23 protein-coding genes, 3 tRNA genes and 1 pseudogene are annotated in these 20,117 nt (G+C 60.2%); 11 read left to right on the forward strand and 16 right to left on the reverse strand.

The features are described from left to right. The 9 genes and pseudogenes from ABS761_RS16175 to ABS761_RS16215 form a co-directional block, all read right to left on the reverse strand. Positions 1 to 76, reverse strand: a pseudogene (locus ABS761_RS16175) (GTP-binding protein); the annotation flags it as partial. 42 nt (positions 77 to 118) lie between these two features. Further along, positions 119 to 193, reverse strand: a tRNA-Thr gene (locus ABS761_RS16180). Between the two features lie 40 nt (positions 194 to 233). Then, a tRNA-Gly gene (locus ABS761_RS16185) sits at positions 234 to 307 on the reverse strand. A gap of 65 nt (positions 308 to 372) precedes the next feature. Beyond that, positions 373 to 459 (reverse strand) — tRNA-Tyr (locus ABS761_RS16190). Positions 460 to 570: 111 nt separating this feature from the next. Further along, a complete protein-coding gene (locus tag ABS761_RS16195) occupies positions 571 to 1,503 on the reverse strand; it encodes a ParB/RepB/Spo0J family partition protein (RefSeq protein ID WP_350409402.1) in 933 nt (310 codons plus the stop codon). Positions 1,504 to 1,547: 44 nt separating this feature from the next. Next, the gene (locus ABS761_RS16200; protein WP_350409403.1) at positions 1,548 to 2,348 is read right to left on the reverse strand and encodes a ParA family protein; all 801 of its coding nucleotides are present in this window, start codon (positions 2,346 to 2,348) and stop codon (positions 1,548 to 1,550) included. Continuing rightward, entirely contained in the window at positions 2,335 to 3,012 is a 678-nt protein-coding gene (rsmG, locus tag ABS761_RS16205) for a 16S rRNA (guanine(527)-N(7))-methyltransferase RsmG (protein WP_350409405.1), read from the reverse strand. Before rsmG ends, ABS761_RS16200 begins: the two co-directional genes overlap by 14 nt. After that, entirely contained in the window at positions 3,009 to 4,925 is a 1,917-nt protein-coding gene (mnmG, locus tag ABS761_RS16210) for a tRNA uridine-5-carboxymethylaminomethyl(34) synthesis enzyme MnmG (RefSeq protein ID WP_350409407.1), read from the reverse strand. Before mnmG ends, rsmG begins: the two co-directional genes overlap by 4 nt. A 681-nt stretch (positions 4,926 to 5,606) precedes the next feature. After that, complete coding sequence (locus ABS761_RS16215) at positions 5,607 to 5,813, reverse strand: cold-shock protein (RefSeq protein WP_269500097.1); 207 nt, start codon at positions 5,811 to 5,813, stop codon at positions 5,607 to 5,609. Between the two features lie 293 nt (positions 5,814 to 6,106). Here ABS761_RS16215 and ABS761_RS16220 point away from each other — a divergent pair, with 293 nt between their 5' ends. Continuing rightward, a complete protein-coding gene (locus ABS761_RS16220; RefSeq protein WP_350409409.1) occupies positions 6,107 to 7,285 on the forward strand; it encodes a methionine aminotransferase in 1,179 nt (392 codons plus the stop codon). Between the two features lie 262 nt (positions 7,286 to 7,547). Here the strand turns inward: ABS761_RS16220 and ABS761_RS16225 are convergent, their stop codons facing one another. Beyond that, the gene (locus ABS761_RS16225; RefSeq protein WP_350409410.1) at positions 7,548 to 8,603 is read right to left on the reverse strand and encodes a metallophosphoesterase; all 1,056 of its coding nucleotides are present in this window, start codon (positions 8,601 to 8,603) and stop codon (positions 7,548 to 7,550) included. Positions 8,604 to 8,672: 69 nt separating this feature from the next. Here ABS761_RS16225 and ABS761_RS16230 point away from each other — a divergent pair, with 69 nt between their 5' ends. Next, a complete protein-coding gene (locus tag ABS761_RS16230; protein ID WP_350409411.1) occupies positions 8,673 to 9,296 on the forward strand; it encodes a Fic/DOC family protein in 624 nt (207 codons plus the stop codon). Here the strand turns inward: ABS761_RS16230 and ABS761_RS16235 are convergent, their stop codons facing one another. Then, positions 9,297 to 9,497: a hypothetical protein gene (locus ABS761_RS16235; protein WP_350409413.1), complete on the reverse strand. Its 201-nt coding sequence runs from the start codon at positions 9,495 to 9,497 to the stop codon at positions 9,297 to 9,299. A 243-nt stretch (positions 9,498 to 9,740) separates the two neighbouring features. Between ABS761_RS16235 and ABS761_RS16240 the strand changes: the two genes are divergently transcribed. Together ABS761_RS16240 and ABS761_RS16245 are read left to right on the forward strand one after the other, a co-directional pair. Beyond that, entirely contained in the window at positions 9,741 to 10,181 is a 441-nt protein-coding gene (locus ABS761_RS16240) for a universal stress protein (protein ID WP_350409415.1), read from the forward strand. A 27-nt stretch (positions 10,182 to 10,208) separates the two neighbouring features. Beyond that, the gene (locus ABS761_RS16245) at positions 10,209 to 11,135 is read left to right on the forward strand and encodes a LysR family transcriptional regulator (RefSeq protein WP_350409417.1); all 927 of its coding nucleotides are present in this window, start codon (positions 10,209 to 10,211) and stop codon (positions 11,133 to 11,135) included. Between the two features lie 60 nt (positions 11,136 to 11,195). Here the strand turns inward: ABS761_RS16245 and ABS761_RS16250 are convergent, their stop codons facing one another. Together ABS761_RS16250 and ABS761_RS16255 are read right to left on the reverse strand one after the other, a co-directional pair. Continuing rightward, positions 11,196 to 11,654, reverse strand: a complete 459-nt coding sequence (locus ABS761_RS16250) for a MaoC family dehydratase (RefSeq protein WP_350409418.1) — start codon at positions 11,652 to 11,654, stop codon at positions 11,196 to 11,198. Between the two features lie 134 nt (positions 11,655 to 11,788). Continuing rightward, on the reverse strand, positions 11,789 to 13,366 hold the full coding sequence (locus tag ABS761_RS16255) for an acyl CoA:acetate/3-ketoacid CoA transferase (RefSeq protein WP_350409419.1): 1,578 nt from the start codon (positions 13,364 to 13,366) through the stop codon (positions 11,789 to 11,791). A gap of 339 nt (positions 13,367 to 13,705) precedes the next feature. Between ABS761_RS16255 and ABS761_RS16260 the strand changes: the two genes are divergently transcribed. Genes ABS761_RS16260 through ABS761_RS16275 form a run of 4 tightly spaced genes read left to right on the forward strand, consistent with a single transcriptional unit; the run spans position 13,706 to position 16,453 of the window. Further along, on the forward strand, positions 13,706 to 14,038 hold the full coding sequence (locus ABS761_RS16260) for an ArsR/SmtB family transcription factor (protein WP_350409420.1): 333 nt from the start codon (positions 13,706 to 13,708) through the stop codon (positions 14,036 to 14,038). Then, positions 14,035 to 14,184 carry a hypothetical protein gene (locus ABS761_RS16265; RefSeq protein ID WP_350409434.1) on the forward strand — a complete coding sequence of 50 codons (150 nt, stop codon included), beginning with the start codon at positions 14,035 to 14,037 and terminating at the stop codon, positions 14,182 to 14,184. The genes ABS761_RS16260 and ABS761_RS16265 overlap by 4 nt, the downstream gene beginning before the upstream one ends. 28 nt (positions 14,185 to 14,212) lie before the next feature. Then, a complete protein-coding gene (gene arsB, locus ABS761_RS16270; RefSeq protein ID WP_350409422.1) occupies positions 14,213 to 15,244 on the forward strand; it encodes an ACR3 family arsenite efflux transporter in 1,032 nt (343 codons plus the stop codon). 3 nt (positions 15,245 to 15,247) lie between these two features. Then, entirely contained in the window at positions 15,248 to 16,453 is a 1,206-nt protein-coding gene (locus ABS761_RS16275) for an MFS transporter (protein WP_350409424.1), read from the forward strand. Positions 16,454 to 16,473: 20 nt separating this feature from the next. Here ABS761_RS16275 and ABS761_RS16280 read toward each other — a convergent pair whose 3' ends face one another. Both ABS761_RS16280 and ABS761_RS16285 read right to left on the reverse strand, forming a co-directional pair. Continuing rightward, the gene (locus ABS761_RS16280; protein WP_350409426.1) at positions 16,474 to 17,082 is read right to left on the reverse strand and encodes a PIN domain-containing protein; all 609 of its coding nucleotides are present in this window, start codon (positions 17,080 to 17,082) and stop codon (positions 16,474 to 16,476) included. A 225-nt stretch (positions 17,083 to 17,307) separates the two neighbouring features. Then, positions 17,308 to 17,808 carry a nucleoside deaminase gene (locus ABS761_RS16285; RefSeq protein WP_350409428.1) on the reverse strand — a complete coding sequence of 167 codons (501 nt, stop codon included), beginning with the start codon at positions 17,806 to 17,808 and terminating at the stop codon, positions 17,308 to 17,310. Between the two features lie 73 nt (positions 17,809 to 17,881). Here ABS761_RS16285 and ABS761_RS16290 point away from each other — a divergent pair, with 73 nt between their 5' ends. The 3 genes from ABS761_RS16290 (at position 17,882) to ABS761_RS16300 (ending at position 19,385) form a co-directional block, all read left to right on the forward strand. Then, positions 17,882 to 18,010 (forward strand): hypothetical protein, encoded by a 129-nt coding sequence (locus tag ABS761_RS16290; RefSeq protein ID WP_350409436.1) that lies wholly within the window; start codon positions 17,882 to 17,884, stop codon positions 18,008 to 18,010. 88 nt (positions 18,011 to 18,098) lie between these two features. After that, positions 18,099 to 18,953, forward strand: coding sequence for a M23 family metallopeptidase (locus ABS761_RS16295; RefSeq protein WP_350409429.1), 855 nt, complete (start codon positions 18,099 to 18,101; stop codon positions 18,951 to 18,953). A gap of 135 nt (positions 18,954 to 19,088) precedes the next feature. After that, a complete protein-coding gene (locus ABS761_RS16300; protein ID WP_350409431.1) occupies positions 19,089 to 19,385 on the forward strand; it encodes a hypothetical protein in 297 nt (98 codons plus the stop codon). Between the two features lie 58 nt (positions 19,386 to 19,443). On the opposite strand, the gene ABS761_RS16305 is transcribed toward ABS761_RS16300, so the two are convergent. Then, positions 19,444 to 19,794 (reverse strand): Spx/MgsR family RNA polymerase-binding regulatory protein, encoded by a 351-nt coding sequence (locus ABS761_RS16305; RefSeq protein WP_350409433.1) that lies wholly within the window; start codon positions 19,792 to 19,794, stop codon positions 19,444 to 19,446. Between the last annotated feature and the right edge of the window lie 323 nt (positions 19,795 to 20,117).

The raw sequence follows: 20,117 nt of genomic DNA on the forward strand, positions 1-20,117 counted from the left end.
TCTTGCCGTGGTCCACGTGGCCAATCGTCCCTACGTTAACGTGCGGTTTGGTCCGTTCAAACTTGCCTTTTGCCATGGCTGACTCCTGACTGTGGAATAGAGCGATACTGTCAATCTGTGGTGCCCATGATGCGGATCGAACGCATGACCTCTCCCTTACCAAGGGAGTGCTCTACCACTGAGCCACATGGGCGTTAATTCGTTGCGGCAAAACGCCGCGTACGGGTCCCGCCTGGAGCGGGTGAAGGGAATCGAACCCTCGTCGTAAGCTTGGAAGGCTTCTGCTCTACCATTGAGCTACACCCGCGATTCAATTCACCCTTCGGATCGATGGCCCCATTCGTTCAGCCAGGTGCCGTCGATCACATGCCTTGGTGGTGGGAGTTGGATTCGAACCAACGTAGGCGCAAGGCCAACAGATTTACAGTCTGCCCCCTTTAACCACTCGGGCACCCCACCAAAAGCGAATTCCGGATTATGCAGATGTTTTTTGAGGATGTCAAGGTAAACCCTTGCCTGGCTGGCCGCCCGCTGCGGCGGGCCGGTTTGGGGCCGGCGGACAGGCAAGCATCACGCCCCCTGCTCTCCCAAGGCCCCCGACAGGCCCTGGCGCTCCAGCAAGGCATCCAAGTGCTCCCAATCATGGAAATCGATCATCAACTGCCCGCCCTTGCGCGGCCCCGGCTTGATCCGCACGCGGGTCGCCAGGTGATCAGACAGGGCCTTTTCCATGCGTTCGAGGTCGCCATTGCGCGCGGCCGAACGCCGCGGCGCCGCCGTTGCACGGGCAGCGGCATCGTCCTCCTCGCGCAGGACCCGGGCGACGCGCTTCTCGGTCTCACGCACCGACAAGCGGCGCGCGATGACCTCATTGGCCAGCATGATCTGCTGCGCCGCCGACGTCGCCAGCAAGGCACGTGCATGGCCCATGTCGATGTCGCCCGCCAGCAACATGGTCTGCACCGGCTCGGCCAGGTTCAGCAAGCGCAGCAGATTGCTGGTGGCCGAGCGCGAACGACCGATGGCGGTGGCGGCCTGCTCGTGGGTCAGGCCGAATTCATCCAGCAGCCGGCGCACCCCATGGGCCTCTTCGAGGGGATTCAGGTCTTCGCGCTGGATATTCTCGATCAAGGCCATGACCGCGGCATTTTCATCGGCGACGTCGCGCACCAGCACTGGAATCTCGCTCAGGCCCGCGATCTGGGCGGCGCGAAAACGCCGCTCGCCGGCAATGATTTCGTAATGACCGGCTTCCTTGCCCCCCAGAGCGCGCACCAGAATGGGCTGCATGATGCCCTGCGTGCGGATGGATTCGGCCAGGTCATTCAAGGCACCCTCGTCCATGCGCGTGCGCGGTTGGTAGCGTCCCGCCCGCAACACGCGCACGTCCAGCGTGGACGGCGCATGATCGGCCGGTTTCTTGCCCATCTGGTCCAGCGCGCCGGTATCCGCGCCCAACAGCGCGTCCAGTCCGCGCCCGAGTCCCTTCTTGCGTGTAGCCATGATTTTTCCTTGGATCTTTTCTGTGGGGTTTCAGCGCATGCGCCTCAGGCGCCGCGAACGCCCACGCGGGCAATGAGTTCCTCGCCGAATTCCAGATAGGCCTTGGCGCCGCGCGAGGACTTGTCGTAGACCACGCCAGGCAGGCCGTAGCTGGGCGCCTCGGCCAGCCGGACATTGCGCGGCACCACGGACTTGAACACCTTGTCGCCGAAATGCGACTGGATCTGATCCGACACCTGCTGCTGCAGGGTGATGCGGGTGTCGAACATCACTCTGAGAAGGCCGATCAGCTCGAGATCCGGATTGAGATTGCGGTAGACGCGCTTGATGGTATTGACCAGGTCCGACAAGCCCTCCAGCGCAAAATACTCGCACTGCATGGGAATGATGACCCCATGCGCGCCGGACAGGCCATTGAGCGTCAGCAGGGACAGCGTGGGCGGGCAATCGACGAGCACAAAATCGTAGTCCTCGCTCACGGCCTGCAGGGCCCCCTTGAGGCGGCGCTCGCGGTCCGGCATCTGCACCAGATCGATTTCCGCCCCCGAGAGCTCACGATTGGCCGGCAAGACATCGTAGCCGCCGGACTCCGAGCGCACGCGCGCCGTGGCCACGTCGGCCTCGCCGATGAGGACCTGATACAAGTTGGTTTTGGCCTGGTTCTTGTCGACGCCGCTGCCCATGGTCGCATTGCCTTGCGGGTCAAGGTCGACCAGCAGAACGCGCTGGCCGTGCAGAGCCAGCGCGGCCGCCAGGTTGATGGCGGTGGTGGTCTTGCCCACTCCGCCCTTCTGGTTGGCGATGCAGAACACGCGCGCGGTCGGCGTCGGGCTATCGGCTGTCATGAATTTCCTTTAAACCTAAATACACTAGGCAACGTTGTGCATCGAGCGCCGGCACCTGCAAATCCACATGCCCGGACACTGTCCACCCGGTATTCGCCTCGAGAGTGTCGACCTCTTCTTCCGGAAATCGACCCTTCATGGCCACCATCGCGCCGCCCGGTGCCAGGTGCCGCTCGGAAAGGCCGACAAAATCCGCCAGGGACGCAAAGGCACGCGAAATCACGAGATCGGCCCCCAGTGCCTCGATCGCTTCGATCCGGCCATGCACCGCGGTCACGTTGGCCAGGCCCAGGACCCCGGCCGCTTGCCGGATGAAGGCCGTTTTCTTTTGGACCGCATCGACGCACACGACCCGCCACCGAGGCTGGCAGATTGCCAGAATGATACCTGGCAAGCCGGCCCCCGAACCCATGTCCGCGACGCGGACCTCGCCCGCCGCCCGCCACGCCCTGAGCGACGGTACCACGGCCAGACTGTCGAACAGGTGCTGAACCAGCATTTGGTCGGGATCGCGGATGGCGGTCAGGTTGTAGGCCTTGTTCCAATGCTGGAGCTGTTCGAGATAACGCAGCATGAGCGGCGCCCGCGGCACATCGCGCGCCATGTCCAAGGCGCGCAACGCATCCCCAACGCGCGGCAGAAAGGCCTGTAGCTGGCCGGTCATGCCGCTCGGCGCCGATGCTGCCACCGCTTGAGGTGTACGAGCAACAAGGATATCGCAGCCGGCGTGACGCCCGAGATGCGGCTCGCCTGGCCGATATTGGAAGGACGTCCGAGCTGTAAACGCTGGCACACCTCGATCGACAGGCCCGAAACCGTGCCATAGTCGAAATCCTCCGGAATCGGCTGGCTGGCCTGGGCTTGCTGCCGCTCAATCTCGGCGTGTTGACGTTCGACATAGCCCGCATACTTGACCTGGATGGCAACCTGCTCGGAATCGGCCGCGTCCCCCAGCCCCGGCCCAGCGATCGGCGCGCCCCGCTCATCGCGCAGCGCCATGAGCTGTTCATAGCTCACGTCCGGCCGCTTGAGCAATTCATAGAGCGTATAGTCGCGATCCAGGCGCTGGCCAGGCAGGGCTTCTTGCAAATGGCTGCCCAGGACTTTTGGGTTGATGCGTGTACCGCGCAGGCGCTCGATCTCGGTCGCCACATTGTCGCGCTTGCGGCAAAACGCGTCCCAGCGCGCATCATCGACCAGTCCGAGCCTGCGGCCGGTCTCGGTCAGTCGCAGGTCGGCGTTGTCTTCGCGCAAGCTCAGGCGGTATTCGGCGCGCGATGTAAACATTCTGTATGGTTCAGTTACGCCTTTGGTTACAAGATCGTCCGTCAGCACACCGAGATATGCCTCGTGGCGTGCGGGAATCCATGGCGCCTCCCCTTTGACCTGCAAGGCCGCGTTGACCCCCGCGAGCAGGCCCTGGGCCGCCGCCTCCTCGTAGCCCGTCGTTCCGTTGATCTGACCCGCAAAGAACAGACACCGGATGGCTCGTGTCTCGAGCCAGGGGTGCAGGTGGCGCGGATCGAAATAATCATACTCGATCGCATACCCGGGGCGCATGATGCGCGCCTGCTCCAGCCCCGGCAGGCTGCGCACCAGGGCGAGCTGAATATCGAACGGCAGGCTCGTCGAAATCCCGTTGGGATAAATCTCACAGGATGACGCGCCTTCAGGTTCAAGAAATACCTGATGGCTGGGCTTGTCCGCGAATCGATGTATCTTGTCCTCGATCGACGGGCAGTATCTGGGCCCTACCCCTTCGATCGTGCCTTGGTCGCTGTACATCGGCGAGCGGTCCAAACCGGAACGCACAATCTCATGGGACCGCTCAGTCGTGTGCGTGATCCAGCACGGGACCTGCTCGGGATGCATGTCCGATCGTCCCATGGTCGAAAAAACAGGTATGGGATTGGTGTCCCCGGGCTGCATATCGGTCTTGGAAAAATCGATGGACTTGGCATCGATCCGCGGCGGGGTTCCGGTCTTTAACCGTCCTTGGGGCAGCTTCAGTTCCTTGAGCCTTTGACCCAGGCTGACCGCCGGCGGATCCCCGGCACGGCCAGCGGAATAATGTGAAAGTCCCACGTGGAGCAAGCCGTTCAAGAATGTGCCGGCGGTCAGCACAACGGCACGCGCGCGAAAAACCAAGCCAATCTGGGTCCGAGCACCAACAACTCGATCGCCCTCGAGTACGAGATCATCGACCGGCTGCTGAAAAATCATGAGATTAGGCTGCGATTGGAGTGCCATCCGTATGGCACGACGATATAAAGAGCGATCTGCCTGGGCTCGGGTGGCGCGCACCGCTGGCCCCTTGGAGCGATTCAATATTCTGAACTGGATCCCCGCCAGATCCGTCGCCAAGGCCATGGCACCGCCCAGCGCATCCACCTCTTTGACCAGATGACCTTTACCGATCCCACCAATGGAAGGATTGCAGGACATCTGGCCCAGCGTATCCATATTGTGCGTCAGCAGCAATGTGGACGCGCCGGCGCGAGCAGCGGCAAGCGCAGCCTCTGTACCCGCATGGCCGCCACCAACCACGATCACATCGAATTCTTCAGAGTAATTCATCAATAAAACATCTCATTAATCCCATTCTGGGGACAAGCATGAAATTTTGCATAGAGCTCGAAAATTATACTTCCCCGCCTGAGATCGACAGTGTGCAACATTCTTTCATCCAATGTCAGAACGAGCATGTTTCACGTGGAACAATCCCCGAAAAACCGCCACAAGAGAGAGGTTCCGTCGCCTGTACAAAGTTATAGATACTCACGATGTTCCACGTGGAACAGTGCATGATAAACATGCACGGAAACGAGTACAAGCTTAAAAGGATAACAAGATGATTTTCTCAAGAAATCGCGTAAAAGGGCGGCGATTACTGAGCAGGAAAAAATCCTAAGCACAGCTAATTAATTTTCACATTCAACAAAACAAGCAGCGGAAAACTTAGTTTCAAACAAACAACATCATGCGGTAATGTTTCACGTGAAACACATCATATGAAGTAGGAACACCAAGGTCATGCTTCAGTTCCTGAGTATTCCACAAACAGCTATGTCAATACAGCCCTGAAAACAAGCCTTGTGAATAACCCTGTGCACAAGCCTGTGACTCAAGCTGGAACAACTTCGGATGACACGATCCCTTGGTCTCAGGTAGACACTCAGATCCGCACTCCAAGTGCGAAAACCCATAAAAAGAAAAGGCACCCCGAAAGGTGCCTTTCCCGAGATCCTGCCGACTGTTTTACAGCGGGCGAATCTCAGCGGCCTGAGGGCCCTTGGGGCCGTCTTTGACTTCGAACTCGACCGCCTGGCCTTCATTCAGGCTGCGATAGCCGCGGCCTTCGATTGCGGAGAAATGCGCGAACACGTCAGCGCCGCCTTGATCAGGAGTAATAAAACCGAAACCCTTTTCGGCATTGAACCACTTGACTTTGCCCGTTTGAGCCATGATCTGAAACGTCCATAAAGATAAAGGTACACAATGAATCAAGAACGCCGAAACGAAACAGATCGTGCCCGAGCTGCATGACGCAAGGTCGGCAAGACTAAAGCGAAACCCGCGTACTGCTTGAATTCCATTGCAACAAGGAGCATAACCATGGCTTGACACAAATTCAAATCATAGTTTACCCCTAGGCGATATTGTATCCGGGGCCAGGCTGATGAAACGTACTATTTCTGTACAGCCAAGCGCTTCGGAAAAAAACAACATATTGTCCAACCTCACGTAGGACCCAAACCATGCGATCCAAGCTGCCCAATGTGGGTGTCACCATTTTCACTGAGATGAGCCAACTGGCCCTGGCTCATCACGCCATCAACTTGGGCCAAGGGTTCCCAGACTACAACCCGGACGCTCTCTTGATGCAATGCGTCAGCGATGCCATGCTAGCCGGACACAACCAGTACGCGCCAATGGCCGGTGTACCAACCCTGAGAGAGGCGGTCGCCGAAAAAGTGGCGCGCCTCCAGGGCCAGGAATACGATCCCGGCGACGAAATCACCATCACCTCTGGCGCCACCGAAGCCTTGGCTTCGGCAATGATCGCCTTGATCCACGTCGGCGATGAGGTGATCCTGATTGACCCATCCTACGATCTCTATGCCCCAGTCGTACGTCTGGCGGGCGGCATCACCGTGCGTGTCCCCATGACCCCGCCAACCGCGAGAACCAAACGCTTCACCATTGATTGGAGCGCCTTGGAAGCCGCCATCGGACCGCGGACCCGAATGATCGTCCTGAACTTTCCAAACAATCCCACCGGCACGATTCTTGGCGACGGTGATCTCGAACGCCTGGAAAAAATTACTCAACAACACAACGTGCTGCTCTTATCGGACGAGGCCTACGAACACATCGTATTCGACGGGGAACCACACCGCAGCCTGGCGAGCCGTCCGGCGCTCGCTGATAAAACCATCGTAGTCTCTTCGTTTGGGAAAACCTTCCACGCGACCGGGTGGAAGATCGGATACTTCTGCGCTCCAAAGGCGCTCACCGCAGAAATCCGCAAGATACACCAATTCATCGTGTTCTCGGTGCCGACACCGATTCAGCACGGTGTGGCTGCGTACATGCGCCAACATGCGCGTCTCGACCAACTGCCGGCCTTTTACCAGCAAAAGCGAGACCGGCTTAAAGCCGGATTGGAAGGTTCGGCTTTTCGGCCTCTGGATTCCCAAGGAACGTTTTTTTTACTGGTGGACACCAGCGCGCTGGGGAACCTCAAGGAAAAGGATCTGGCGCAACGCCTGACGATCGAACACGGCGTCGGCACCATCCCGGTGTCCGCATTCTACGAAGACCCGGACGACCCCTCGGCCAACCATCGTTTGTTGCGCCTCTGCTTTGCCAAGCAAGACCAGACTTTGGATCGCGCGGTGGAGGCCCTCAGGGCCGTGCGCGGCGTGGGTGCATGACGGTTCTTCTGTTTTCAATACTAATCTCTATATAAAATCGTTGGTAATGATGGGTGCCTGTGGATAACTAGAACAACTCATTTATATTAATAAAATCAGTGCGTTATGAGATATTTTCCTGTGGTTGAGCTTGTGCGCCAAGCGGGGATGGATTGGGGACGATTTTTTGAGCCAGCGCTAAACAGAGGCTTGTGAACAAGTTGTGAACATGAATTGCACAGAATGGCTCTATAGATCTTATCCACAGGCTGGGGATGCATGATCAACCCGGGCCGATGGTGGTTTCGCGGTCGCCGTTGTCGTAGACAAGGGCGCGCTCAGGCCACAACAAAGCGGCCAGTCTGAACTTGAGCTGGCCGGTGTGGCCGTTTGCCCGACGCTCGCGCCAGCGGGCGCCGGCCGAGTAGTCGACGCAAAAGACCTTCTGCTCGCGCCCGTGCCATGCGGTGGGCGCCACCCCATCGAACAGCAAGCTGTAGCGCGAAGCGCTAGCGCGCGAAGGCAGATCGAACATGCGCCAGTAGTGTCCGATCACCACCGGCAACGCGCCCTGGTAGTCGTTCCACCAAGCGGTACGGTCCGAGTAGCGCCAGCGGTTGCCGGAGTAAAAGGGGGTTGTGCTGCGTGCCTCGATGCCCGAGGTCAGGCGCTTGACCGGGTTGTATTGTTGCTCGAGCGCTTCGTAGTCCGCGACGGCGTGCAGGTAGGGCGGCGGGTTGTCCGGGTCCTCGAGCTCGGCGGCCCAGCGGGTTTTCTCCTCGAGGTAACGCGTGTGCAATCCGTTCGCTTGGGCGGCGGCGCGTACGCGCTCATTCCAATGCCGCATGGCGTCGATCAGCTCGCCGCGTCGGATTCCGGCAATGGCGTCGATGGAGGCCGGATCCCAGGCGGCGTGGACGATGCGCAGCGAGGGACTTTGCAGGGCCAGAGGCAGGCCTGAGAAGAACTCTCGGATCACCGGGCGTTGTTCGGGGGTAGCCCGGTTGAACGGCGCGTAAAAGGTTTGATCGGGAGCTTCCCGCGAGTCGAAATACCAGCCCGAGCCGTCCTTGGCGTCGTCGTTCAACAGATTGATTTCGTGGTTTCCGAGGATGACCCAGGCGCGATCCTGGTTGACCAGCTCGCGCACGCGAGCGATGACGCCGACACTGTCGGGGCCGCGATCGCAGAGGTCGCCAATGAAGACCAATCGACGTCTGGACCTCGGGTCGCGCTCTAGATGGTCGAGCAAGGCGCTCAGTGCGTCGATTTCGCCGTGAATGTCGCCGATGATGGCGAGAGGCTCTTCGGGTATGGTCTGGAGCAGGGTATTGTTCATGAGCCTATTTTCGTATGGCGCTGGATTGTGGACAATGGGCGTGAGCCCGGATCGGGAAAGGAGTGCGTCATGAGCCGATACGACGTCAGCGGCCTGCAGAACAGCTACCAAGAGGGATCGGATGGCGAGGTGCTGGCCAACAAGCTCGGCATCGTGCGTCGAGAGGATATGAACGAGGCCGAGTTGATGCTGTTGCGCAAGCTCTACTTTTCGGTGTTGCGCGAGCATCCGGTCCAGGGGCCGATCACCGTGCGCCTGATCCGGGGCTGGCATCGGCGCTGGCTGGGCAATATCTATCGCTGGGCGGGCCAGGAGCGCTCGGTCAATATGAGCAAGGACGGGTTTCCGTTCGCGGCGGCCGACCGGATTCCGAGCCTGCTGGATGAGTACGAAAGACGTTTCCTGGGGTGTTACACGCCGTGCGCCGGGATGGGCCGTGCGGATCTGGCCGAGGCGATCGCGGTGACGCACGTGGAATTCATCCTGATACACCCTTTTCGCGAGGGGAATGGCCGTATTTCGCGTTTGATGGCCGACGTCATGGCCCAGCAGGCGGGGTGGGGACCGCTGGACTACAGCACGTGGGAGGCCGATCGGCCGCGCTACATCGCTGCCATCCAGAGCGGCCTGGGGGGCGATTATGCGTGGATGCGCGATAAAGTCGAGGAAGCGTTGGGGCGGCAGCCCGTCTGATCAAGCCTTGGCCGCCGCCAGTGCGGCGAGCTCGAGGTTGCGGAAACGGCTGTCGGGCGCCAGGAGGCGGGATTCGATGTCCTGGATGGCTTGGCCGGTTTCGATGGCGGTGGAGCTGGCGATTGCCCGGATGATGCGCAGGTGGTCCGCGGGATCGGCGGGCGTCAGTGGAGGCAAGAGGGTCTGGACGCTGGAGGTCATAAGGCCGATTATACTGCGCTGGCATGCCTGGAATCCGGTTATTCGGGGTATTTTGAGCATGAAATGTGCCGTTTCGCGACATCTGCGTGCTTGATGCGGGGCTTCTTGCGGAAAAGATCGCAAAGAGTTGAGCCAGAGCAGGCCGGCGGCGCCGCATGAGGGTTGGCCGCGTTTCCGCCACATTAGAATTGAGTCGAAAGGCAGGCCGCATATCCCATGCGGCCATCGAGCGACGGAGGAAAAATGTCCGATATCGTTTTGGCGACCGACGGATCCAGTCACAGTCTGGATGCCGCCCGTTTCATTGTGCAAGAAGGCTTGTTGCCGGCCGATGGCAAGGTTCATGTACTGCACGTCTCCACGGCCTTGCCGTCACGCGTCACACGGTTTGTGGACAAGGAATCCGTCGACAGTTGGTACGCCGAGGAGGCCGCCAAGGTCCTGGACCCCACGATCGAGGTCCTCGAAGCGGCTGGCGTTCCTTTCGAGCCCTGGGCCCTGGTGGGGTTTGCGCCGAAAGAGATCGTCGAACATGCCAAAAAGATCGGCGCACGCATGATCGTCATGGGGGCGCATGGTCGCGGCGTGCTGTTGGACGCGGTGATCGGGTCGGTGGCTGGGCGCGTGCTGTCGCTGGCCGAGTGTCCGGTGCTGCTCGTAAAGTCGCCTCCAAAAACGGCATAGCGGCGCGGGGCACTCGGGGCGAGAGTCATGGATTTCCGCCAATTTCGCTATTTCGTCACTGCCGCGGAGGAACTGCATTTTGGCAGGGCCGCGGAGCGGCTCGGCATCACCCAGCCGGTTCTGAGCCAGCAGATCAAGACACTGGAAACACAGCTCGGCGGCAAGCTTTTCAATCGCGAGAAGCGCCGGGTGGATCTGACGGAAATGGGGACCGCGTTTCTGGCCGAGGCAAAGGTGGCCCTGGCTGCGGCGGACAAGGCCGTCAGCGTCGCCAAGAACATCGCTCGCGGCGTGTCGGGCCATATCGGTATCGGCATTGTTGGTTCGGTCATGTACGAGCGCGACCTGGCACGCTTGTTCAGCGACTACTGTCTTGCGCATCCAGACATCACGCTGTCATTGAATGAATTGCAGGTGGTGGCGCAGATCGAAGCCGTTCGTTCGAAAGAGCTGGATCTTGCGATCGTGCGCGAACCCATTCCCGCACAATTGCTGGAGGGACTGGAACATTTCACCCTTTCGTCGCAACGCCTCGTCGCCGCACTGCCGGCCACGCATCGGCTGGCGAAATCTGGCGTGGTGAAATTACAGGATCTGGCCCAAGAGCCATTTCTCGGGTTTTCGGACCCTGACGACGTCGGCATGCACCAGGCCGTCCTGGATCTCTGCCGGCGTGCCGGCTTTGAGCCAAGGTTCTCGCAATACACCACCAATCTGACAACATTGATCAGCTTTGTCGGTGCCGGATTTGGGGTCGGTCTTGTCGTCGACCTGGTCAGCCACCTCCAGATCCCCGGGGTATGCTACCTGCCCTTGGTAGGGCTGGATACGACATCCGATCTGATTCTTGTGCATCGTCGATTCGAGCGGTCGGCGGCCGTGGGCGCATTGCTGGCGGAAGCGCGCGGCTTTGCGCGCTCTCGCATCCAGCGTGGAAAGCGCCGGACCGGATGATCGCCCAGGGTTCATCCCGATCCGGCGGCAATCACCGGTCCGCCAAAGCGGGGTGCGTGATCACTGTTCCTGGACGCGAAACGGAACCAGCACCTTGTCGATCTCAAAGAGGATCGCATCGCCGTTGAGGTTTCTGACGTAGGTCTCGAACGTCAGCATGCCGTAAACATCGTTGTGCTTTCGCTTGTCAATCAATTTGAACTCACAGAATATGGGTTCATTGGCCAGCAGGCGATTCGGATAGCGGACTTTGTCCTGCCCGTAATGCGGACTGTACGGGTCCGAGGGTGTGACCAGCGCCGCCCAGCGACTGTCGGCCATCGCGAGTGTCAGGCAGCCGGGCACGACCACCTCATCGACACCCAACTGCTGTTTGCAGAATTCTTTGTCAAGGTGGATCTTGTGGTCGTCGCCGACCAGCTTGCAGTAGGCAGCCACATCCTCGGTGGAAATGGCGAATGTGTCGGACACCACTAATTCGCCGACTTCGTAGTCCTCATAGTATTTGTTCTCAATCATGAGCTGGTTTCCTGTTTAGTTGGTATTGGGTGACGCGTTGTGAGGCGTTGCCGAGCAGCATAGCGGCTTCGGCTACGACCTCTCGAATAATTTCCGGGGCGGGAACCAACGAACACCGTTCTTCGAGCATGATTTCAGGACCTCCCAGTCCACTCGTGTTCCAGGCCCATCCGGGATTCCCCGAAGAGCCGTTCATCCATTTCCTTCAAATCCTTGGCGATCAGCGGACGAAATCCCATATGCGCAATGACGTCTCTCTCGACATCCAGGCCCGGTGCGACTTCACTTAATTCCAAGCCCTGTTGCGTCATCGAGAAAACCGCACGTTCAGTGATGAACATGACCCGCTGCCCGCGTTTGATCGCATCCCTCCCGCTGAAAGTGATTTCATCCACTGCCGGCACGAGTTTTCGGAAGCGGCCTTCATGCAGGATCTCTATTCTTCCGCCGCCCACGTTTGTTTTTATGCCGCCCGATTTCAGCGTGCCGCAAAAAACGACTTTTCGGCTATTTTGCGTGATGTTGATGAAGCCGCCGGAACCCATGATCTTTCCGTTGAACTTGTGCACATTGACGTTCCCGCTCTGATCAATCTCGGCGAAACTGACAAAGCAGATATCAAGCCCGCCGCCATCATAGAATTCGAACTGGGACGGCATATCGATGACCGCCTTCATGTTCACACAGGCGCCAAAGGCGTGGCCCTGCGTCGTGATGCCACCGATGGCGCCATGTTCGGTCGTCAGCGTGATGTGCTCGATGACGCCTTCCTCTGCCGCCACATTGCCGATTCCGTCCGCAATTCCGACACCGAGATTACCGATGTCGCCCGGCTCGGCTTCCATAAGCGCCCGGCGGGCAATCAGTTTGCGTTCGGTCAGCGGCAGGGGTTCCTGCGTATCGGTGTCGGCGATGAAGTCTCCCGAGACGAAGCGATTGACCGGGGTGCAATAGACTTGTGGCTGCTCCGGAACGACGACCAGCACATCCACCAGATAACCGGGGATCTTGACCTGCTTGGGATGGAGGCTGCCTTTTTTGACCAGGCGTGCAACCTGCGCGATCACAATGCCGCCGCTGTTGTGCGCCGCCGCGGCCATTGCATACACATCGAGCGGCGTAATTTCGTCTTCGAGCGAAATATAGCCTTCGGTGTCCGCTGTCGTGCCGCGAATGATGCAGACATCGGGCGCGATCGCCTTGTAGAAAAGGAATTCCTTCCCGTCGATCTCCATCAGGCGGACCAATTCCTCGTGAGTGCAATCGTTGACCTTGGCGCCTCTCTGGCGCGGGTCCATAAAGGTGCCCAGGCCGGTGTGCGTCAAAACGCCCGGCTGCCCGGCAGCCACGGCGCGGTACATCTGGCACATGACGCCCTGCGGATAGTTGTAGGCCTCGATTTCATTTCGCTCGGCCATCTCCGCGAAACGCGGCGATTGTCCCCAGTGGCCCATCACCGCTCTTTTGCACAAACCCGCTTGCGCCAGCGGCGAAATTCCGCGCTCAGCCCGATCACCCAGGCCCGTCGTGGCGAGAATGGTCAGGTTCTTGGGCTCTGCTGAATCCTTGTACCGATTGGCCAGCGCATTGATGAGTTCAGTGGCCTCGACGATGCCGCCACCCGCACCGCTGAATCCGACGGTGGATCCGGACTTGATCAGTTGCACGGCCTCGTCCGCCGACATCACCTTTACGCGGCCCGGCTTCACCATGTTTCCCTCCTTGGAATATCGACCATTTACGGAGCTTGCTTCTCGCCACTTGGGATGAAGAACAAGGAATGCTATTGCCGAGAATGGGGTGACAGGATCATTATGGTTGGCCGGCGGCAGGCGGAACAAGGTGAAATCCGGAGATTATCGATAGGTTTTCGATATCGTTCGCCGGCCCCGGAATATCGATGACGCGTCAATGTCACGAGCCGGCGTGCCGTAGAACATCCCGATGTGGCCGAAGATGTCAGTCTGGGCCTGTTCCCGGTAGGCATGGGTGCAAGCCAGGAAATGGCGGTCAGGCTTTATATTGTTCAATAGGCGTTGTATTATAGAATCATGAATGAAGCCCACGTTGTTTCCGCCCTCGGTGCGCTGGCCCACACTCAGCGTCTACGCGTGTTTCGTGCGCTGGTCGTCACGGGCCCTGAAGGCCTGACGCCCAGCGCTCTGGCCGAACAGCTTGATGTGGCCCGCAACACTCTGTCCTTCCACCTGAAGGAACTGGCCCGTGCGGGCCTGGTCACCATCGAGCAGCAAGGCCGCAATCTGATTTATCGCGCTGACTTTGCCCAGATGAGCAGTCTTCTTGGCTACATGACGGAGCACTGCTGCCAGGGTAGAGCCTGTGAAGTCACTGAAACCTCTCCCGCTGAAAGGAGTCTTCCATGAGGTGGTTCAAGGATGCCGCGCTGGCCTTGCGCCGCCGCATCGAGTGGCTCCTGCCGCTGCCGCGCCATCGGCTGGATGTCATGTCTCTGCAGCACGAGCGGTGCGACATCGGCAAGAAGTGGGGACGAGCATGTCCGTACACGTGACATCGGCCGCGCACCGATTGCATCATCCATGAGCCTCTTCGAGCGTTACCTGACGCTATGGGTCTTTTTGTGCATCGTGCTGGGTATCACCATGGGCCAGTCCGTGCCTGGTGTGTTCCAGGCCATTGGGCGCTTGGAGATCGCCCAGGTCAATCTTCCGGTCGGCATCCTGATCTGGGTGATGATCATTCCAATGCTGCTCAGGGTGGACTTCGGTGCATTGGGCCAAGTCAAGCAGCACTGGCGCGGCATCGGCGTGACGCTGTTCATCAACTGGGCCGTCAAACCGTTCTCCATGGCCTTGTTGGGCTGGCTGTTCATCCGCCAAATCTTTGCCGCGTGGTTGCCCGCTGATCAATTGGATAGCTACATTGCTGGCCTGATCCTGCTGGCGGCCGCCCCCTGCACGGCCATGGTGTTTGTCTGGAGCCGCCTGACGGGCGGCGATCCGGTGTTCACGCTGTCGCAGGTGGCCCTGAACGACACCATTATGGTGTTCGCCTTCGCCCCCATTGTCGGCCTGCTGCTGGGGCTGTCGTCCATCTCTGTGCCCTGGGACACGCTGCTGGTATCAGTCGGGCTCTATATCGTGATTCCGGTCATCCTGGCCCAGCTCTGGCGCCGTGCCCTGCTGGGCAAGGGGCAAGCCGTCTTTGACGCTGCGCTGGCCCGCATCGGCCCGTTGTCCATGGCGGCGCTGCTGTCGACGCTGGTGCTGCTGTTCGCCTTCCAGGGCGCGGCCATCCTCCGCCAGCCGCTGGTGATCGCCATGTTGGCCGTTCCCATCCTGATCCAGGTGCTCTTCAATTCCGGCTTGGCCTACTGGCTCAATCGCCGCGCGGGCGAGCAACACAGTGTTGCCTGCCCCTCGGCTTTGATCGGCGCGAGCAACTTCTTCGAGCTGGCCGTGGCGGCTGCCATCAGCCTGTTTGGCTTCCAGTCCGGTGCGGCGCTGGCCACCGTGGTCGGCGTGCTGATCGAGGTGCCGGTGATGCTGCTGGTCGTGCGGATCGTCAACCAGAGCCGGAACTGGTATGAAGCGGGTATCCGCCGAGGCTGACTCATGGCAGGAGCACCCGCCCGGGTCGTTGGTTCATTAGGTCTTGCTCAAACGCTGGCCTGGGGGTCTTCGTATTACCTGCCGGCTATGTTGGCAGTGCCCATGGCCCGAGAGCTGGTTGTGACCACGCCAACGGTCTACGCCGCATTTTCTGGGGCCCTGGTCGCCTCTGCGCTGGTCGGGCCTGTGGCTGGTCATGCGATTGATCGCTATGGCGGCCGCATTGTCCTGATCAGCACTAACCTTCTGTTCGCTGTGGGCCTTGTCATGCTGGGCCTCGCCCCAGGGCTCTGGATGATGGTTGCCGCCTGGATGATCATTGGCGCGGCGATGGGGTCGGGTTTGTATGAGGCCGCGTTCTCCAGCCTGGTGCGGCTCTATGGTCAGGATGCCCGAACCGCGATCACCGGCATCACGCTGATTGCTGGTTTTGCCAGCACGGTGGGCTGGCCGTTGTCTGCCTGGATGGAGGCCCAATTCGGCTGGCGGGGGGCCTGCCTTGGTTGGGCGATCATCCATCTATTTCTTGGGTTGCCGTTGAATGCCTGGCTGCCGCGCACGCCGGCCGTGGCGAAGGCGGATGAGCTCCAGGCCGGAGACCAGGTATCCGCGAATCCTGCCGGGCCTGCAACTCAGGCCCGCCCAGGGATGGTCACTGCCATCCTGGCCTTTGTGTTTGCCGCGACCTGGTTCATCAGTACCGCCATTGCCACGCACTTACCCCGGATGCTGGAGGCGACTGGCATGACCTTGGCGGTGGCGGTCGGCATCGGTGCGCTGATCGGGCCGGCGCAGGTAGCCGCCCGGTTGCTGGAGTTTGGCTTTTTGCGCACCGTCCACCCCCTGCTGTCAGCGCGTCTGGCTACGCTGGCCCATCCCATCGGCGCGGCCGTCTTACTCGCCGCGGGGCCGGCGTTGGCTCCAGTGTTCGCCGTCCTGCATGGTGCGGGCAACGGCATCCTGACCATTGCCAAGGGCACCTTGCCGCTCGCGCTGTTCGGCGCGCAGGGCTATGGTGCTCGCCAAGGCTGGTTGATGCTGCCGGCACGGGTAGCACAAGCCCTGGCTCCGTTTCTGTTTGGGCTCGCCCTCGATGCGTGGGGAGCGAATGCCCTGTGGCTGTCCGGCGCCATCAGTGTGGCAGCGTTTGGCGCCTTGATACTGCTGCGAACACCGTCAGCGTCATCGCAGGCCAATCCGTCCGGCTGAATTTTGATTTTTGTCTCTGATCACTGAGGCGTTGTCGTGGGCGTTTCGGTCGACAGACGTTTGAGGCGATGCAGCCGTTCGCGCTGCAACGTATCGGCCAGCGGCTCGGGGGTGCGGCCCAGCGCGACAGAATCGGCGGCCACGGCCTGCACGGCGGCGTCCAGGCGCGACGATCCTGCCCGCCACCATGTGGCCAGCAATTGATCGGGGGAATACGCATCCAGCTCCTGGCGCCGCAATTCGGATCGATTGAAATCCTTCAGATTCCATGTCATTACTTGCACTGCAGGAGGGCGCTGCAAGCCGCAGCGCGCTCGCCGCGCCAGGCCGGCCGCAATCACGTGAAAATCCTTCGGGTCGCTGTAGCGCAACCCGGCTTCGTAGGGGGCGGTGTTGGCCTCCATTGCGCCGGGGAAGCGCTGGTTCATGGCGTTCCATTGTTCCGCCAGCTTTTCAGGCGGAATCTGCCACAAACGCGCCGCGTTGCGGCGCCATTCCTCGCCGATGCGTTCGGTCCAGATCGGCTGGAATACGCCCTGATCGGCCACACGCAGCAGCAATTGGCGCTGCACCGTGGACATCAACACACAGGCATCGAGGACGACGAAGGAAAGGACAGAGCAGGACATGGGTGCCGCAAGGCGGTGGATGCTGTTTTTTGACCCGGGTGGACACGCCTTATTGATGCTGGACTTTACGCCTAGGTTCTCACCCACATGCGGTTCGGGATTCACCATGACTTTGGCGATCAGGTTGCCCACGCTCCTGCGCGACACCACGGTACCCTTGCAGGGCTGGCCCTTGGGGTGGCGCAATAGAACGGGTGGGTTGCGGGCTCCTTCATCCCGAGCAGACTAATCCTGCTCGCTTTGTGCGGACCTTTTCTGCTGCCGCTTGATGTGGAGCTGATGGATCTGCTCGGAGAGCTCATCATCTGGTCCGTCAACAATAGTATCCGTGATGACTTCACCGATGGGCAGAGTACGCACGCGCGAGGAAGGGGCGCCCAGAGCCAGGCGCCAACCGTGTAGCTGCTTGGAGGAGCTTGCATACACGATTCTGCCCAGCCCGACCCAACCGTGGGCCGCGGCGCACATCGAGCAATGCTCGCCTGATGTGTAGACCGTCGCCCCGGCCCTTTGCTCAGGGCGCATGTGCTGCGCGGCCCATCGCGCGATTGCGAATTCGGGATGCTGGGTGTGATCGCCACCTGAGACACGGTTACGATCCTCGAACAAGGCCTGCCCGTCGGCTGCCACCAGCACCGACCCAAAGGGCTCGTCGCCAGCCTCAAGCGCCTCCGCAGCCAGCTCCACGCAGCGGCGCAGGTGCTTGCGGTCAATTTCATTGATCATCAGCCCATCTCCTGAACGTCCATAATGTCCATACCCTACCAGCCCCTGTTGCCCGTGTCATCCGGCGTTGGTCGTGGATGAAGATATTCCCTTCGGCCAGGGCCTTGGCTTCCCGGCTGAAGCTCATGCCATGGAAATCTCGGTTCTCTACCAGGTTGTTGAGCAACATGATCTTGATGGCGAGACGGCTTACACTCGTTGATGCCGCTGGTGCGGCGGTTCTCATGGTGTCGATTCTGATGGTGTTGAACACTTCTGCGATGCGTTGTTGGGTCAGGCGATGGGCCCGGATGCCGGAAATCAGGGCGGTGTGGGCCAGGTACCCGGTGCTGGTTCTCTGGTGCCTGGCGCTGCTGCTACTTTCACCGGTGGGTAGCGTCCACGCTACAGTCCAAGATGTGGCCTTCCCGGCGCGGGTGCAGCAGGGGGCCATGGTGATCGGCAAGGTGGCCCCAAAAAGCAGGGTGATCTATGAGGGGCGCACGCTCGCCGTCACCGACTATGGCACCGTGGTGTTTGGGGTCGCGCCAGATGCCACCGGCCCCCTCCATCTGCGCGTGACCCCGCCCGGCGGCGCAGCCCTGTCCGTGGATCTGGCCGTGCAGCCGCGCGACTGGCCGGTCGAGCGGGTTAGCGGGCTACCGCCCAAGACTGTGTCGCCTCCGCCGCAGATTGCGGCGCGCATTCGTCGCGAGCAGGCCCGGGTGGCCGAGGCGCGCGCAACCAGCGATTCCGGGACGGGTTTTGCGGACGCCTTCATCTGGCCGGTGCACGGTCGCGTTTCAGGGCGCTTCGGTAGCCGACGCGTCTATAACGGGATCCCTGGCGCCCCGCATTCGGGCATGGACATTGCCGTCCCGGCTGGCACACCGGTCAGGGCGCCAGCCAGTGGCCGCGTGGTGTTTGCCGATCCCGGCCTGTATCTGACCGGCGGTACGGTGCTGATTGATCATGGCTATGGCATCGGCTCGAACTTCCTGCATCTGTCCCGCCTGGATGTCCATGTGGGTGACGTGGTGAGTCAGGGTCAGGTCATTGGGCTGGCGGGCGCGACTGGGCGTGCGACCGGACCACACCTGCACTGGGGCATGACATGGTTCGAGATGCGTATTGATCCCTTGCTGGTGCTGGATCGCACGCAGTGACTTGCCGTCGTGCTGGAACAGGCCGTGCGATCCATGTGCGCAGGCATTGGAAGGCAGACGAAGACCCGCTGCAGTGGATGCTCAGGATCCTTGAAGTTGAATTCGATGGCGCGCGCCGCCCCTGGACATGTTCTGATGCGCAGCCTGAGCGGGGTGCAGTTCAGTCAGGCGGTCATTTTCGTGGTCACAGCAGATGGACGGATGACCAACTTTTCCCGTAAAACTTGGCCATCTTTTCCGAAAACCGACAGAGATGTTGGTTTCCAGATAAGTTGGCCAATGGCATCGTTGATTCTCAAGGAGTTTTTGCTCGCTCTTCATAAAAAACTTGGCCAAGTGTTTGCGAATAGTTGGCCGATTGTAGCGTTCGCGCGATGTGGAGTAAGGGCTGTTCACGACCCTGAGCAGACTGATCCTGTTTATGCGCGGTAGCCAGCGGCGCGCTGCGATAATCGCCCCGAGGAGAAGTAAAAATAGTTCGCCGCCGCGCTTAAAGCCCGAAAATCGTTGCGTAGCGTTCGGGCTTGAAACCGACTTCAATGCCGTGCGGCATCGTCAGCACCGGGCGCTTGATCATCGTCGGCTCTGCGACCATCAGGTCGATCGCGCTGGCTTCATCCAGACCGTCGCGTGCCGCTTCAGGCAGGGCACGGAACGTCCTGCTCGCCTTGTTCAGCACCTTGTCGAGCCCTGCTTCGGCAACCCACGCCGCGACTTCGGCGCGGGTGATGCCCGCGGCGCGATAATCGTGGAATGTGAAATCAATGCCCTGCACACCAAGCCATGTGAAAGCCTTCTTCATCGTGTCGCAGTTCTTGATGCCGTAGATGGTAACCGTCATGTAGGGTGGCTCATTTTTTGGGTGTGGATCTTTTCTTGGATGGTTTACGTAGACAGCAAGCCTAGTGCGTGACGATACTCGATGGGACTGCAACTGGCCAGTGAGATCTTGATCCGGCGCTCGTTGTGTCGGTGAATATAGGCATCGATCAACAGCATTTTTGGATGCTCATGATGTGCGATCTCCTGACTCGGCTGTGTAGTCGCCAGCCTGGTTGGCACAGTAGTGGGTCGTGAGGGCCGCGCGTGACGTCCTCCCAAAACATGGACAGCCCTAAGCTGAAGAATCCGACATGTTTCGGGTCGTGGTGATATGCCTGGCAA

Origin of the sequence: Castellaniella sp. GW247-6E4 (genome assembly GCF_040276065.1) — a bacterium.
Lineage (GTDB): Bacteria > Pseudomonadota > Gammaproteobacteria > Burkholderiales > Burkholderiaceae_B > Castellaniella.